Below are 13,461 nucleotides of genomic sequence, written 5' to 3' on the forward strand. Positions count from 1 at the left end.
GATTCTCTGATCGGTGTCAGATCCGAGGGGAAGCCGGGTGTGGCACGCGCGGATGCGAGTGCGCCGCCAACTGGACCCTAAATGGTCTCATATGCACAGTAAGATGGGAAATATCACGATCGCATATGGATATGCGTATGAAGCGGCGCGGGGCCGCGTGCGGGACTACCGGCACGCGGTCGGCGGCGTGGTTAGAAGGTGGTCCAGTCGCTGTCGGCGGCGATGCGGGTGACTGTCGTGGGGGCGGACTTTGTCGCGTCGGCAGGCGGGCGCGCCGTCACAAGCCTCGTGCGGGCCGATGCGACAGCAGGCGCGGCAGAGGCCGATGCAGCCGCAGGCGCAGGCAGCTTCGGTTCGGTGCGCGCCGACGCTTTGGCCTGAACCGCCGCGCCGCTCTCCCGTGATGCGGCCGGCTGCGCCGCCGGCGCCGCTCCGCGCGCTGTCCCTGCAACCGCGAGCTCGCTCGCGGCGGCCGCGCCATTCACGCGAAACGCGCTCACCGTGTCGCGCAAACGCCCGGCCTGATCCTGCAGCGAAGCCGCCGCGGCCGCTGCCTGCTCGACCAGTGCGGCGTTCTGCTGGGTGACTTCGTCCATCTGCGTGACGGCGCGGCCCACCTGCGAGATGCCGCTGCTCTGCTCCTCCGACGCCGCCGCGATCTCGCCCATGATGTCGGTGACGCGCTGCACCGCCTGCAGAATCTCGCCCATCGTCGTGCCGGCCTGCTGGACCAGCGTCGAGCCGTTGTTTACGCGCTCGACCGACGCGCTGATCAACAGCTTGATCTCCTTGGCCGCCGTCGCCGAGCGCTGCGCGAGGCTGCGCACCTCGCCCGCGACCACCGCGAAGCCGCGCCCCTGTTCGCCGGCGCGCGCCGCTTCCACCGCCGCGTTCAGCGCGAGAATATTGGTCTGGAACGCGATGCCTTCGATCACACCGATGATCTCCGCAATCTGCCGCGAGCTATCGTTGATCTCGCCCATCGTGCCGATCACGCGGCTCACCACGTCGTTGCCGCGGGTCGCGATTTCGGACGCGTTGTGCGCGAGCCCGCTCGCCTGGCGCGCGTTGTCGGCGTTCTGCTTGACCGTCGCGGTCAGTTCTTCCATGCTCGCCGCGGTCTCCTGCAGCGACGCCGCCTGCTGCTCCGTGCGTTGCGACAGATCGCCATTGCCGGCTGCAATCTGCTGCGTCGCCAACGCGATCGATTCCGCCGAACGCCGGATCTCGCCGATCGTGCGCTGCAAACGGTCCTGCATCTCATGCATCGCGGCCATCATGCTGGTGGTGTCGTGCGGACGCACCTCGACCACTTGCGTCAGATCGCCCTGCGCGATGCTGGCCGCCAGCCGCGCCGCCTGATCCGGCTCGCCGCCGAGACTCGCGCGCACGTTGCGGATGATCAGCACCATCGCCAGCGAAATGATCGCGCCGATCACCAGCACGACGACGAGGTGGCCGAGCAGCGTCTCGTAGTACACCGTGTCGATGTCCTTGATGAACACGCCGCTCGTGATGTTCCAGTCCCACGGCGCGAAACGCACCACGTAACTGATTTTCGGCACCGCCGTTTCGCTGTGCGGCAGACGTCCGCGATACTCCGCGAAACCGCGCCCGCTCGCCTTGGCCGCGTCGACGATCGCCAGGTACAGCAGCTTGCCGTCCGGGTCCTTGAAATCGCCGACCGGCTTGCCGGTCATTTGCGGCAGCGTCGGATGCATCAGCACGACCGGCTTCGAGTCCATCACGAACAGGTAACCGGACTCGCCATAGCGCATCGTGGCAAGCCGTGCGAGCGCTTCGCGCTGCGCGTCGGCCTCGCTCATCTTGCCGCTCTGCGACAGCGCGTAGTAGCCGCTCACGACACCCTGCGCCGCCTCGACGAGGTTCACCATGCCCGCCTTGCGCTCGGCCAGCATGGTGCTGCGCGTTTCGACCGCGCTCCACATCCCGACGCCAAGCAGCGCCAGCCATACGAGCGCGAGCGACAGCCACAGTTTGCGATTCAGACTCATCCTGCTCATTTGTTGTGGTCTCTCTCGTGTGATCGTGGTCCGTGTTCCGTTTGCGGCGTCGCGTTGAGCGCAAACGATTGCCGTAGGTATATCGGCACGGCGCGAGATCAACTTGAGAGAGGCGGCGGGAAACGGGCTGCGTTGTACGGCGGCGGCACACGCTCGTCTTGATTGCGCGCAACAAAACGTCCGCTGACCGATAATTCAAACCCGCCGCCGCGCATGCGGCGTGAAGCGCGCGCGGCCCATTCCATTGCCTGCGAGAGCGCTCATGTACGTGATCAACCTTATCTACACCGCATCGCTCGAACGCATCGACGACGCACTGGACGCGCATCGCGCGTTTCTGGCGAAGCAGTTCGAAGCGGGCGTGTTCGTGGCCGCCGGGCCGAAAGTGCCGCGCGACGGCGGCATCATTCTGGCGGTGCGCATCGAGCGCGACAAGCTGGACCAGATCCTCGCCAGCGACCCGTTTGCGCAGCAGCAGCTCGCGCGTTACGAAGTGACGGAGTTCAAGACGACGCGTCTCGCGCCTGGTTTGAATTTGCCGATGCCGGCTTGAGGGTTGGGCGAAAGTTGCGTTACGGCGAGGGGATTTGAAAATGGACGCGTGCTCGGGTCACGCGCCCATCTAAATTTTGCCGCGTATCAGTCGAGCAGCAACTTGATATCATGCACCCACGGCGTGGCGCCCTGGCCGTCACGCGCGAACAGACGCAGCTTGCCTTGGGTGTCGAACACGTAGCTCGCCGCCGTGTGATCCATCGTGTAGCTGTCGGGCGTCTTGCCCGGCACCTTCGCGTAGTACACGCGGAAGTCTTTCGCGACCTTGGCGAGTTGGGCGTCATCGGCCGGCCGCAAGCCGACGAAGGTCGGATTGAACGCCGGCACGTATTGCGCGAGCAAAGTCGGCGTGTCGCGCTCGGGATCCACGGTGACGAACAGCACCTGCACGCGCTTCGCGTCCTCCGGACCGAGTTGTTGCAACGCCTGCGAAAGCTCCGCCATGGTGGTCGGACAGACATCCGGGCAATGCGTGTAGCCGAAGAACAGCACCACTACTTTGCCCTTGTAATCCGCCATCGTGCGGATTTTGCCGGACGTATCGGGCAGCGAGAAGTCGCTCGCGAATTGGGTATTGCCGGTGATGTCGAGATTCTGGAACGTGGGCGGTTGCTTGCCGCAGCCCGCTGCCAGCACGGCGCCGCCGAGCGCGCAAGCAATCACAGCAGCACGCGCCGCGCGCGCGAAGCGGTTGTTGAGCATGAGTGTTACGCGCCGATCACGACGCGCGCATAGTGGTCGATCAGCAGCGCGGCGAACAGCAGCGACAGATACACGATCGAGTAACGGAAGGTTCTGCGCGCAAGATCATCCGAGTACTCCCGATAGATCTTCCACGCATACGCGAGAAACACGGCGCCCAGCAGCACCGCCGCCGCGAGATACACCACGCCGCTCATGCCGGAGATGAACGGCATCAGCGTGACCGCGAACAGGATGATCGTGTACAGCAGGATATGCAAACGCGTGTACTTTTCGCCGTGCGTGTTCGGCAGCATCGGCAGACCGGCGTTTTCGTAGTCTTTGCGGCGATACAGCGCGAGCGCCCAGAAATGCGGCGGCGTCCACACGAAGATGATCAGCACCAGAATCCAGGCGTCGCCCGGTACGTGGCCGGTGACCGCGGCCCAGCCGAGCGCCGGCGGCATCGCGCCCGACGCGCCACCGATCACGATGTTCTGCGGCGTGGCTGGCTTGAGCAGCAGCGTATAGATGACCGCATAGCCGACGAAGGTGGCCACCGTGAGCCACATGGTCAGCGGATTGGCGAACGTGTAAAGCGTCCACATGCCGACGCCGCCGAGCACTGCCGAAAACAGCAGAATCTGCGCGGTGGTAATCTCGCCGCGCGCGGACGGCCGCCACGAAGTGCGGCGCATTTTCGCGTCGATTTTCTGTTCGACGAGGCAATTGATCGCAAACGCGGCGCCGGCCAGCAGCCAGATGCCGACGGTGCCGCCGATCAGCACCGTCCACGGCACCATGCCGGGCGTCGACAGGAACATGCCGATGACGGCGCAGAACACGGCGAGTTGCGTGACGCGCGGCTTCGTCAGGGCGATGTACTGGGAGACCCGGCTACCGGGCGTTTGGGAGAGTGTTGTGCTGTCCATGTGGAGTCACGCTGGCGCGGCATCGCGCGCAGGGAGCACGGCGCGGCCGGGACGGCTATAAGCGATCCGAAAGTTTAACATAACGAGCAAAAGCAGCAGGATCGCGGCCCCACCGTTATGCGCGACCGCAATCGGCAAAGGCCATTGCAGGACGATGTTCGAGAGCCCCGTGATGAACTGGACCAGCACCACCAGCAGCACGCCGTTCGCCGGCCGCCGCAGCGATTCGAAGCGGCGCAGTTTCAGCGCGAACCACAGCAGATAGGCGATCACCACGAATGCAAAGGTGCGATGCGTCCAGTGAATCGCCACCAGCGCGTCCTGGGTGATCACGTCGCCGTCGCCGGTCATGCCGAGCGCACGCCACAGGTGGAAGCCGTGCGCGAAGTCCATCGGCGGAACCCATTGGCCGTTGCAGGTCGGAAAGTCGGTGCAAGCGAGTACCGCGTAGTTCGTGCTGACCCAGCCGCCCAAGGCGATTTGCGCGACCAGCAGCGCCAACCCCGCCAGTGCCGCTACACGCCAGCGCGCGGCGTCGGGCTCGTAAGCGGGCAATGGCGTGAGCCGCGCCGCCAGCCAGCCGAGCGTACCGAGCAGCGCGAGACCGAGCAGCAGATGCGTGGTCACGATGACCGGCTGCAGTTTCATCGTCACGGTCCACGCGCCGAATGCGCCCTGCACGAGGATCAACAGCAGCAGCGAGGTCGGCCACCACGGCGACACGTGCAACGGACGGCGCTTGATGCGCGCCGTCCAGGCAATGATCGTCTGCGCGATGATCAGCACGCCGATCGCCATCGCGAAGTAACGGTGGATCATTTCGATCCAGGCCTTCGTCATGCTGACCGGCCCGGTGGGCATGGCCTGATGCGCGGCGGAAATCGCCGCGTGCGCGATGAACGGCGACGACGTGCCGTAGCAGCCCGGCCAGTCGGGACAGCCGAGGCCGGAATCGGTCAGGCGAGTGAAACCGCCGAACATCACCAGATCGAGCGTCAGGAAGGTGGTCAGCCAGACCAGCTTGCGGAATTTGTTGTCGTCGGCCTTGACCCATACGTAGGACAGCGGCAACAACGCAATACACAGGCCGATCAGGGCCAGTTGCAATACGAACATCCTTCTTATCCTGGTTGCGGCATCAGCCGATGCTCGACCATTTGAGCAGCTTGGTCACGTCGCCTTTGATCTTGCTGGGGTTCGGATCTTTCGGGAAACGCATCATCAGATTGCCGTTCGGATCGACCATGTAGAGGTGGTCGGTGATCTGCGTGCCCTGGTCGGCGGGCAGCCATGCGGATATCTGCGCCGGATCGGCGATCAGCATCTCGGTGCCGGGATAGGCGGTTTGTATCACGTCGGCGACGTTGCCTGCATCGGTGCGCAGCCACACTTCCACTACGCGCTCGCGTTCCGGGCCCTGGGCTGCGCGGATTTGTCGCATGAAGTAGAGCTTGGTGACGCATGCTTTGTCGCACGCACTGCTGTCGACCGAAATCAGCAGCCAGTGGCCGCGCAGCGTCGCGAGCTTCACCGGCTTGCCGTCCTCGCCGGTGACCACGAGCGATTCGGGGATCGGCCGTTGCGGTTCGACCAGCGTGCCGTAGCTCGTGCTGCCGCCGGTCGGCTTGATCACGTAGTACATGAAGTACGACACGGCGATCGGCGCGGCGCAGATGATCGCCAGCAGCAACAGCATCCAGCGGCCGCGCTGCCACGAGCCTTTGCCGTTGGGTTGACCGGGCATCGCTTTGCGGGCGGCGGATTTGCCGGCTTGCGGCGAACGGGGAGATTGCGTCGACACTACGGACCTCTTTCAATGATTGCGCGGCTTGCCAGCCTTTGGTGGACCGGCGAGCCCCATGTGCTGCGATACGCGCGCGGCGCGTGCATTTTCCCATTACGCGCGGAGCGCGTTCTTGCCTATTGCGCGACTGACTGGCCTGCGTTCTTTCCGGTTTACGCGCCCGGCGCGCGTTCTTTCCTCGCGGCGCGCCGCGCGGCGTACAGGCCGAAGGCCAACGCCGCGGCCGCCATGCCCCACCACTGGAACATATAACCGTAGTTGCGCTCGACGCCGCTAGTTGGCGCGGGCCAGTCGCGAACCAGTTTGTCGCCGCCGTCGCTCAATTGCTGAATCACGAATGATTGCAGCGGCAGCCCGGTTTCAGCGGCGTACGCGGCGATATCCAGATTCTGGCGGATCAACTGATGCGCTGCCGATCCGCCCTGCCCCAACTCGAAGGCGCGCGACGCATCGGCGCGCGCGATCCCTTCGATCTCGATTTCGCCTTGCGGCGTCGTGTACGGCGCGATGGTCTCGCGATTGCTCACGTTGCGCGGCAGCCAGCCGCGATTGACCAGCACGTAGCCGCCGTCTGCCAGTTTAAAAGGCATCACGACGTAAAAGCCCGGCTGATCGTTATACGGACGATTATCCAGGTACACGACCTTGTCCGCGACAAAACTGCCACGCGCCTTCACGCGATGAAATTCGATGTCCTTCAACTCGACCGGCGTGGCGCTCACCGGCTGCGCGGGTGCGTTCTCGAACTGCGTGATGTGCGCTTCGAGCGCTTCCTTCTCATGCGCGCGGTCACGTTGCCAGAAACCGAGCCGCACGGTCACGACGATCACCAGCAGAATCAGCAGCGCGGGAATCACGCGGATCTTCATCGAACACACTCCGCCATTGCTTGCGACGCCAACCGGAGCCGACGGCGAGCGCCCGCGCGCGGTGCGATAATAAACTTCTTGCCTCTGCGCTTCCTGGTATCAGCCAGTTCCATGCACATTCTCGTTCCCATTGCCTTCGCTCTGATCATCGCCAGCATGGTGTCGGCGCTGTATTTCATGATGCATGACAAGGGCAAAACCAAGCGAATGGTCTGGTCGCTCGCTACCCGGGTCGGCCTGTCTATCTCGCTGTTCCTGTTCATCCTGTTCGCACACTGGATGGGTTGGATTCAGTCGACCGGTATTCCTTACGGGCGTTGAGTCCGGCGGAAAAATTTCCGCGCCGCCAAATAAAACGCCGCCCTGACAGGTCGAGGGCGGCGCTGCTTGTGTCCTTGCATACTGCTCTTACGCGCCGCCCCGAAGGATGTTGCGCGAACGGCCTGTGCACACGGCGGATAGCCGGTCGGCGCAGGCCAGACTGCGTTACAGCCAGTACACGACGATGTACAGCCCGAGCCACACGACGTCCACGAAGTGCCAGTACCAAGCGGCGCCTTCGAACGCAAAGTGATGCTCCGCCGTGAAGTGACCGCGGATCAACCGCGCCAGCACCACGGCCAGCATCGTGCCGCCGAGGAACACGTGGAAACCGTGGAAGCCCGTCAGCAGGAAGAACGTCGAACCATACACACCCGACGCCAGCGTCAGATTCAGTTCGTTGTACGCGTGGAAGTATTCGAAGCCTTGCAGGAACAGGAAGCAGACGCCCAGCACCAGCGTAGCCGCCAGCCAGATGATCGCCTTCTTGCGATGGTTTTCACGCAGTGCATGGTGCGAAACCGTCAGCGTGGCGCCCGACGACAACAGCAGCGCCGTATTGATGGTCGGCACTGGCCACGGCTGCATCGACTTGTAGGTCGACACCAGCGCTGCCGGACCGTTGTTCGGCCACACCGCCGAGAAATCCGGCCAGATCAGCTTGTAGTCGAGGCTGCCGAGCTGATGCATTGCGATTTCGCGAGCATAGAACAGCGCACCGAAGAACGCGCCGAAAAACATCACCTCGGAGAAGATGAACCAGCTCATGCTCCAGCGGTACGACTTGTCGACATTCTTGCCGTACATGCCGCCTTCGGACTCGGCGATCGCGTCGCCGAACCAGTGCCACAGCGTAAAGAGCAGCCACAACAAGCCGGCGACCACGCCGATCGGCGCCCAGTCATGTTCGTTGATCCAGGCCGCAAGCGATCCGAGCATGACCAGCAACCCGACCGCGGCGCTGATCGGATGCCGCGACGGATGCGGTACGAAATAGTACGGGCTCTCGTTTTGACCGCTCATTCTTGATTCTCCACTTCAGTCCAGTTGTTCCGGAATCTCCGGCTGTATCTTCGGCGGCGCGTCGATACCGCACCGCTTCACTTTAATTCGTGGGCCCTGCTTTGGCCGCCCTGCTTCACCCGTCTGCTTCGCGCTGCCCTGCTCGCGCGCCGGAACGTCTATCCCACCACGGCGTGCACAACCAGAATCAGCACGCCGATCAGGATTGCCGTACTAATCAACGCTGCTGCAATCACATGCAGTGGGTTCAGCTGCGACGCATCCGCTTCCAGGTCGCGCCGCTTGCGCACGCCGAAAAACGACCAGAACACAGCACGCATCGACTGGCCAAAGCTGCTCTTGCGCGGGCTGCCGCCGTTATCGCTCATCTCGTCTTCCTTCGCCTGCGGCTCGCGCCGTCAGGCGGGATTGGCGGAAGTCGCCGCCGTATTGGCCGTGGGCGCCGCGCTCCCCGCCGTCGCCGCTGCCGGCGTGTTCAATTCGAAGAACGTGTACGACAACGTGATCGTCTTCACATCCTTCGGCAACTTCGGATCGACCACGAACACCACCGGCATACGCCTGGTCTGATTCGCCGTCAACGTCTGCTGCGTAAAGCAGAAACACTCGATCTTCTTGAAGTACTCGGTGGCCTGCTTCGGCGCGTAGCTCGGGATGGCTTGCGCCTGAATCGTGCGGGCCTGTTCGTTGCTGACTTCGTACATCACCGTCGTCACTTCGCCCGGATGCACGTCGAGGCTGCGCTGTTCCGGCTTGAATCCCAATGGGCCGCGCGCGTTCGCGTCGAATTCGATCGAAATCGTACGGCTCATGTCGACTTGCGTATTCTTCGCCTCGCGCGCCGTTGCATCACGCTGCACGAGGTTGTTGATGCCGGTGATCTGGCAGATCGCGCGATACATCGGTATCAGCGCGAAACCGAAACCGAACATCATCAACGCGACGATGATCAGCTTGATCAGCATCGAACGGTTGAAAGAGCGGTCGGCTTGAGCCGGCGGTTGCGTCGACATCTCAATCCTCAACAAACCTGCAGACAGACTCCAACGGCTGCGTCAGGTGAAAAACCACTGCTTGATGATGACGCTCGCGAAAAAGATCGCCGCGACGATGAACATCACAAGACCTATCCGCCTGTTGCCCGCGCGAATCTGTTCGGGTGTACGTCTTTCCTGTGGATTGCGCGTCATGCTCGACTTTCTGAATACTTTCCAAGAGCGGCGTCGGGTTGCCGCCGCCGCCCGGAGGCTGCCAGGTTCCGCTCGACGCTAAAGCGCGCCGCCGAAGTCGGGCATCTCGCCGAAGACCGCTTACTCGACGGTCGGCGGGTGTTCGAACGTGTGGAACGGAGCCGGGCTCGGCACGGTCCATTCGAGGCCCGTTGCGCCGTCCCACGGCTTGTCGCCAGCCTCTTCGTGCTCGCCGCCGCCACGGTAGGCCGGCAGAGCAACCGCGAACAGGAAGTACACCTGTGCCAGACCGAAACCGAACGCACCGATCGAGATGACCTGGTTCCAGTCGGTGAACTGTGCCGGATAGTCTGCGTAACGACGCGGCATACCTGCGAGACCGACGAAGTGCATCGGCAGGAACGCGAGGTTGAAGAAGAACATCGACGCCCAGAAGTGAATCTTGCCGCGCGTTTCGTTGTACATCCAGCCGGTCCACTTCGGCGCCCAGTAGTACCAGCCGGAGAACAGCGCGAACAACGAGCCCGCCACCAGCACGTAGTGGAAGTGCGCCACCACGAAGTAAGTGCCGTGATACTGGATGTCGAGCGGCGCCATCGCGAGCATCAGGCCCGACAGGCCGCCGAACGTGAACACCAGCAGGAAGCCGACTGCGAACAGCATCGGCGTTTCGAAGCTTAGCGAGCCGCGCCACATCGTCGCGACCCAGTTGAACACCTTCACGCCGGTCGGCACGGCGATCAGCATCGTCGCGTACATGAAGAACAATTGCCCCGTCACCGGCATGCCGGTGGCGAACATGTGGTGCGCCCAGACCATGAACGACAGAATCGCGATCGACGAGGTCGCGTACACCATCGAGCTATAGCCGAACAGCGGCTTGCGCGAAAACGCCGGGATCACCTGCGACACGATCCCGAACGCCGGCAAGATCATGATGTACACCTCGGGGTGCCCGAAGAACCAGAAGATGTGCTGGTACATCACCGGATCGCCGCCGCCTGCCGCGTTGAAGAACGACGTGCCGAAGTGACGGTCGAACAGCACCATGGTGATCGCGCCTGCGAGCACCGGCATCACGGCGATCAGCAGGTACGCGGTAATCAGCCACGTCCAGACAAACATCGGCATCTTCATCAGCGTGAGGCCGGGCGCGCGCATGTTCAGAATCGTCACGACGATGTTGATACCGCCCATGATCGACGACGCGCCCATCAAGTGGACCGCGAAAATCGCGAAGTCCATGCCCGGGCCCATCTGCGTGGACAACGGCGCGTAGAGCGTCCAGCCCGCGGCGGTCGCGCCGCCCGGCGCGAAGAACGAACCCACCAGCAGCACAGCCGCCACCGGCAGCAGCCAGAAGCTGAAGTTGTTCATCCGCGCGAAAGCCATGTCCGATGCGCCGATCTGCAGCGGCACCATCCAGTTCGCGAAGCCGACGAAGGCCGGCATGATCGCGCCGAACACCATGATCAGGCCGTGCATGGTGGTCAACTGGTTGAAGAACTCGGGACGCATGATCTGCAAGCCCGGCTCGAACAGTTCGGCACGGATCATCAGCGCCATCACGCCCCCGGAGAGGAACATGGTGAACGAGAAGATCAGGTACAGCGTACCGATGTCCTTGTGGTTGGTTGCGAACAGCCAACGGCGCCAGCCATGCGGCGTTTCGTGGGCATGGTCGCCGTGCACGTGCTCGTGGCCTGCGACTACATCGTGTCCGATGCTAGACATGACAATCTCCTAAAGCGAATACTGCGGTGCTGACCATGAACACGTCAGGCAGCCGGGCTGATCTGAACACGCCGGGCTTCTTTGGCGTCGGTGCCGCCCGTGATCGTTTCCGGCTTTTTCAAAATAATATGGTCTTCGGCAATGCCGGCTGCTTTCAATGCGTCGCGCACGGCTTCGGCACGACTCTTCGCCAGCTTCGCGTTGAGGTCGGCAGAGCCGGTGGCGTCGGTGAAGCCCGACAGCGTGAATTTCGCATCCGGATGCGCTTTCGCGTAGGCTGCGGCAGCGTCGACCGCCGCTTTCGCGTCGGCCGGCAGCGTGCTCTTGCCGGTGTCGAAGTAGATGCTGGCCGGCAGTGCTTCCTGCGCAGCCGCCGCGCCATCCGAACCGGCCGCCGCAGCTTCCGCACCCGAAGCCGCCGCTGCGCCGCTTGCCGCAGCACCCGCGTCGGTCAGATGGTTGCCGCCCTCCGGCAGCTTGCCGTTACGGGCATCCGCCACCTGCTTCGGCTGGAGAATGTCGCCTGTGTGGTTGCCCCACGAGTTGCGTTCATACGTGATCACCGACGCGATTTCGACGTCGTTCAACGTCGGCGCCCACGAAGGCATCGCGTTCTTGCCCTTCAGCACGAGGCTCACGTGCTCGGCGATCGCGCCATTGGCGATCTTGCTGCCGTCGAGCGCCGGGAATGCGCCCGCGCCCTTGCCGGTCGGCTGGTGGCAGACCGCGCAGTTCGCCGCATACACCTTGCCGCCGCGTTCCATCAGCTCGGCCAACGTGTAGGTCTTATTCGGATCGTCCTGGCCGGCGGCCATTTTCTTCTTCTGCGCGTCGACCCACTTCGCGTAGTCTTCGGCGGACAGCACCTCGACCACGACCGGCATGAACGCGTGTTCCTTGCCGCACAGTTCGGTACAGAAGCCGCGGAACGTGCCGACCCGGTTAGCCTTGAACCAGGTGTCGCGCACGAATCCAGGAATCGCGTCCTGCTTCACGCCGAAGGCCGGCACGTACCAGGAGTGGACCACGTCGTTCGCGGTAGTGATGATGCGGATTTTCTTGTCCACCGGGACGACCAGCGGATTGTCGACTTCCTGCAGATACAGCGTGGAAATCGGCTTGCGGCCCTCGGTTTCGGCGCGCGGCGTAGCCAGAGTGGACAGGAAGCTGATGCCCTCGCCCGGGCCCTTCACGTAGTCGTAGCCCCATTTCCACTGGTAGCCGGTGACCTTGACCGTGAGGTCCGCGTTCGTGGTGTCCTTCATCGCGACGACGGTCTTCGTGGCGGGCAGCGCCATCAGCACGACGATGACGAACGGCACGATCGTCCAGATGATTTCGACGGTGGTGCTTTCGTGGAAATTCGAAGCTTTGTGGCCCTTCGATTTGCGGTGAGCAAAGATCGAATAAAACATGACGGCGAACACGCCGACAAAGATGACCGTACAAAGAGCCAGCATGAACATATGGAGGCTGAAGAGCTCCTCAGCGATTCTCGACGCAGGCGGCTGGAGATTGATCTCGTTGACGGCAGGGCCGCCCGGAGCATCGCCCACTGCCAGGGCGGCACCGGCGAAAAGCAGTCCGCTCATCGCCAGCACGCTCATGAGCGCTCGCTTGATTGTTTTCATAGCTTCCTTACCCAAATTTTCCATTCAAACCCTCGACCCCGCTGGCCTGTCCCGCGCTCCCCTTGAACGCCGCGTGCCCCGCCGCATCTAACAACGCGAGAGCCACATACGCAATTCGCCTGCGAACTGCGCGCGCCGATACTGCGCGAGATATTGCCCGATCATGATCGTCTGGCCGCGCGAGACCAGTTTGATCTGGTCACGCGGCGTTGCGCCCGGCTCGATCCGCACCCAGCGCGGATTGAATTCGAACTGCGTAAGCTGCTCGGCGCTGACCTGCTCGATTACCAGCCGGTTCGGAAACAACCGGATGCGCTCGTAATCGACAGCATGACGCGCATAAATGGCAAACGCGATACCCACCGCCAGCAATTCAATACCGGTGAACGGCAACACCAGCCAGGCGCCGACCAGAACCAGCATGAAAGCAATTGCCAACGAGAACAACGCAAGCGACACATAGAGAAATACGAATTGCCGCGGCGAGATCGAACAGTTGCGTTTCATCGTCCAGTCTTTGAGGACCGGTTCTGAATCCGCCAGCAGATCTGTTGCGTCCACCGCTGCCTCCCGCGAATCACCGCTTTCGGCCATTTCTTGCGGCCATCGATTCCGGCCGCGCGAACCCCTACCGCGTCACCTCAAATTGCAGCCCTGCGCCTCGGGCCTGCCGCCCCAAATGTGGGAACTCCGGGCG

15 protein-coding genes are annotated in these 13,461 nt (G+C 63.0%); 2 read left to right on the forward strand and 13 right to left on the reverse strand.

Annotated elements, in window-relative coordinates; genetic code table 11:
- Positions 1-191: 191 nt before the first annotated feature.
- On the reverse strand, positions 192-2,024 hold the full coding sequence (locus P0D89_RS07005; RefSeq protein ID WP_408376272.1) for a methyl-accepting chemotaxis protein: 1,833 nt from the start codon (positions 2,022-2,024) through the stop codon (positions 192-194).
- Positions 2,025-2,286: 262 nt separating this feature from the next.
- Here P0D89_RS07005 and P0D89_RS07010 point away from each other — a divergent pair, with 262 nt between their 5' ends.
- The gene (locus P0D89_RS07010) at positions 2,287-2,577 is read left to right on the forward strand and encodes a YciI family protein (RefSeq protein ID WP_408354199.1); all 291 of its coding nucleotides are present in this window, start codon (positions 2,287-2,289) and stop codon (positions 2,575-2,577) included.
- Positions 2,578-2,663: 86 nt separating this feature from the next.
- Here the strand turns inward: P0D89_RS07010 and P0D89_RS07015 are convergent, their stop codons facing one another.
- The 5 genes from P0D89_RS07015 to P0D89_RS07035 form a co-directional block, all read right to left on the reverse strand.
- Positions 2,664-3,281, reverse strand: coding sequence for an SCO family protein (locus P0D89_RS07015; protein WP_408376273.1), 618 nt, complete (start codon positions 3,279-3,281; stop codon positions 2,664-2,666).
- Positions 3,282-3,286: 5 nt separating this feature from the next.
- Positions 3,287-4,192 (reverse strand): heme o synthase, encoded by a 906-nt coding sequence (gene cyoE / locus P0D89_RS07020; protein WP_408376274.1) that lies wholly within the window; start codon positions 4,190-4,192, stop codon positions 3,287-3,289.
- A 6-nt stretch (positions 4,193-4,198) separates the two neighbouring features.
- Complete coding sequence (locus P0D89_RS07025; RefSeq protein ID WP_408354207.1) at positions 4,199-5,308, reverse strand: COX15/CtaA family protein; 1,110 nt, start codon at positions 5,306-5,308, stop codon at positions 4,199-4,201.
- A gap of 22 nt (positions 5,309-5,330) precedes the next feature.
- Positions 5,331-5,993, reverse strand: coding sequence for an SCO family protein (locus P0D89_RS07030; RefSeq protein WP_408376275.1), 663 nt, complete (start codon positions 5,991-5,993; stop codon positions 5,331-5,333).
- Positions 5,994-6,148: 155 nt separating this feature from the next.
- Positions 6,149-6,865 (reverse strand): SURF1 family protein, encoded by a 717-nt coding sequence (locus tag P0D89_RS07035; RefSeq protein WP_408376276.1) that lies wholly within the window; start codon positions 6,863-6,865, stop codon positions 6,149-6,151.
- A gap of 111 nt (positions 6,866-6,976) precedes the next feature.
- Between P0D89_RS07035 and P0D89_RS07040 the strand changes: the two genes are divergently transcribed.
- The gene (locus tag P0D89_RS07040; protein WP_121316432.1) at positions 6,977-7,186 is read left to right on the forward strand and encodes a twin transmembrane helix small protein; all 210 of its coding nucleotides are present in this window, start codon (positions 6,977-6,979) and stop codon (positions 7,184-7,186) included.
- Between the two features lie 165 nt (positions 7,187-7,351).
- Here P0D89_RS07040 and P0D89_RS07045 read toward each other — a convergent pair whose 3' ends face one another.
- The 7 genes from P0D89_RS07045 to P0D89_RS07075 form a co-directional block, all read right to left on the reverse strand.
- Positions 7,352-8,209, reverse strand: a complete 858-nt coding sequence (locus P0D89_RS07045; RefSeq protein ID WP_408354216.1) for a cytochrome c oxidase subunit 3 — start codon at positions 8,207-8,209, stop codon at positions 7,352-7,354.
- A 158-nt stretch (positions 8,210-8,367) separates the two neighbouring features.
- Positions 8,368-8,577: a DUF2970 domain-containing protein gene (locus P0D89_RS07050; protein ID WP_408354219.1), complete on the reverse strand. Its 210-nt coding sequence runs from the start codon at positions 8,575-8,577 to the stop codon at positions 8,368-8,370.
- Between the two features lie 30 nt (positions 8,578-8,607).
- The gene (locus P0D89_RS07055) at positions 8,608-9,222 is read right to left on the reverse strand and encodes a cytochrome c oxidase assembly protein (RefSeq protein ID WP_408376277.1); all 615 of its coding nucleotides are present in this window, start codon (positions 9,220-9,222) and stop codon (positions 8,608-8,610) included.
- 42 nt (positions 9,223-9,264) lie between these two features.
- Positions 9,265-9,399: a cytochrome oxidase small assembly protein gene (locus P0D89_RS07060; RefSeq protein WP_408354225.1), complete on the reverse strand. Its 135-nt coding sequence runs from the start codon at positions 9,397-9,399 to the stop codon at positions 9,265-9,267.
- Positions 9,400-9,519: 120 nt separating this feature from the next.
- On the reverse strand, positions 9,520-11,133 hold the full coding sequence (gene ctaD, locus P0D89_RS07065; protein ID WP_408354228.1) for a cytochrome c oxidase subunit I: 1,614 nt from the start codon (positions 11,131-11,133) through the stop codon (positions 9,520-9,522).
- Positions 11,134-11,177: 44 nt separating this feature from the next.
- Positions 11,178-12,788 (reverse strand): cytochrome c oxidase subunit II, encoded by a 1,611-nt coding sequence (coxB, locus tag P0D89_RS07070; protein WP_408376278.1) that lies wholly within the window; start codon positions 12,786-12,788, stop codon positions 11,178-11,180.
- Between the two features lie 63 nt (positions 12,789-12,851).
- Positions 12,852-13,325, reverse strand: a complete 474-nt coding sequence (locus tag P0D89_RS07075) for a DUF2244 domain-containing protein (protein ID WP_408376279.1) — start codon at positions 13,323-13,325, stop codon at positions 12,852-12,854.
- Between the last annotated feature and the right edge of the window lie 136 nt (positions 13,326-13,461).

Source organism: Paraburkholderia sp. RL18-085-BIA-A (assembly GCF_046027075.1).
Lineage (GTDB): Bacteria > Pseudomonadota > Gammaproteobacteria > Burkholderiales > Burkholderiaceae > Paraburkholderia.

Bases quoted from the DNA above. Each gene is read 5' to 3' on its own strand.
- P0D89_RS07005 (WP_408376272.1), bottom strand. From the start codon at position 2,024: ATGAGCAGGATGAGTCTGAATCGCAAACTGTGGCTGTCGCTCGCGCTC.
- P0D89_RS07010 (WP_408354199.1), top strand. From the start codon at position 2,287: ATGTACGTGATCAACCTTATCTACACCGCATCGCTCGAACGCATCGAC.
- P0D89_RS07015 (WP_408376273.1), bottom strand. From the start codon at position 3,281: ATGCTCAACAACCGCTTCGCGCGCGCGGCGCGTGCTGCTGTGATTGCT.
- cyoE (WP_408376274.1), bottom strand. From the start codon at position 4,192: ATGGACAGCACAACACTCTCCCAAACGCCCGGTAGCCGGGTCTCCCAG.
- P0D89_RS07025 (WP_408354207.1), bottom strand. From the start codon at position 5,308: ATGTTCGTATTGCAACTGGCCCTGATCGGCCTGTGTATTGCGTTGTTG.
- P0D89_RS07035 (WP_408376276.1), bottom strand. From the start codon at position 6,865: ATGAAGATCCGCGTGATTCCCGCGCTGCTGATTCTGCTGGTGATCGTC.
- P0D89_RS07040 (WP_121316432.1), top strand. From the start codon at position 6,977: ATGCACATTCTCGTTCCCATTGCCTTCGCTCTGATCATCGCCAGCATG.
- P0D89_RS07045 (WP_408354216.1), bottom strand. From the start codon at position 8,209: ATGAGCGGTCAAAACGAGAGCCCGTACTATTTCGTACCGCATCCGTCG.
- P0D89_RS07050 (WP_408354219.1), bottom strand. From the start codon at position 8,577: ATGAGCGATAACGGCGGCAGCCCGCGCAAGAGCAGCTTTGGCCAGTCG.
- P0D89_RS07055 (WP_408376277.1), bottom strand. From the start codon at position 9,222: ATGTCGACGCAACCGCCGGCTCAAGCCGACCGCTCTTTCAACCGTTCG.
- P0D89_RS07060 (WP_408354225.1), bottom strand. From the start codon at position 9,399: ATGACGCGCAATCCACAGGAAAGACGTACACCCGAACAGATTCGCGCG.
- ctaD (WP_408354228.1), bottom strand. From the start codon at position 11,133: ATGTCTAGCATCGGACACGATGTAGTCGCAGGCCACGAGCACGTGCAC.
- coxB (WP_408376278.1), bottom strand. From the start codon at position 12,788: ATGGAAAATTTGGGTAAGGAAGCTATGAAAACAATCAAGCGAGCGCTC.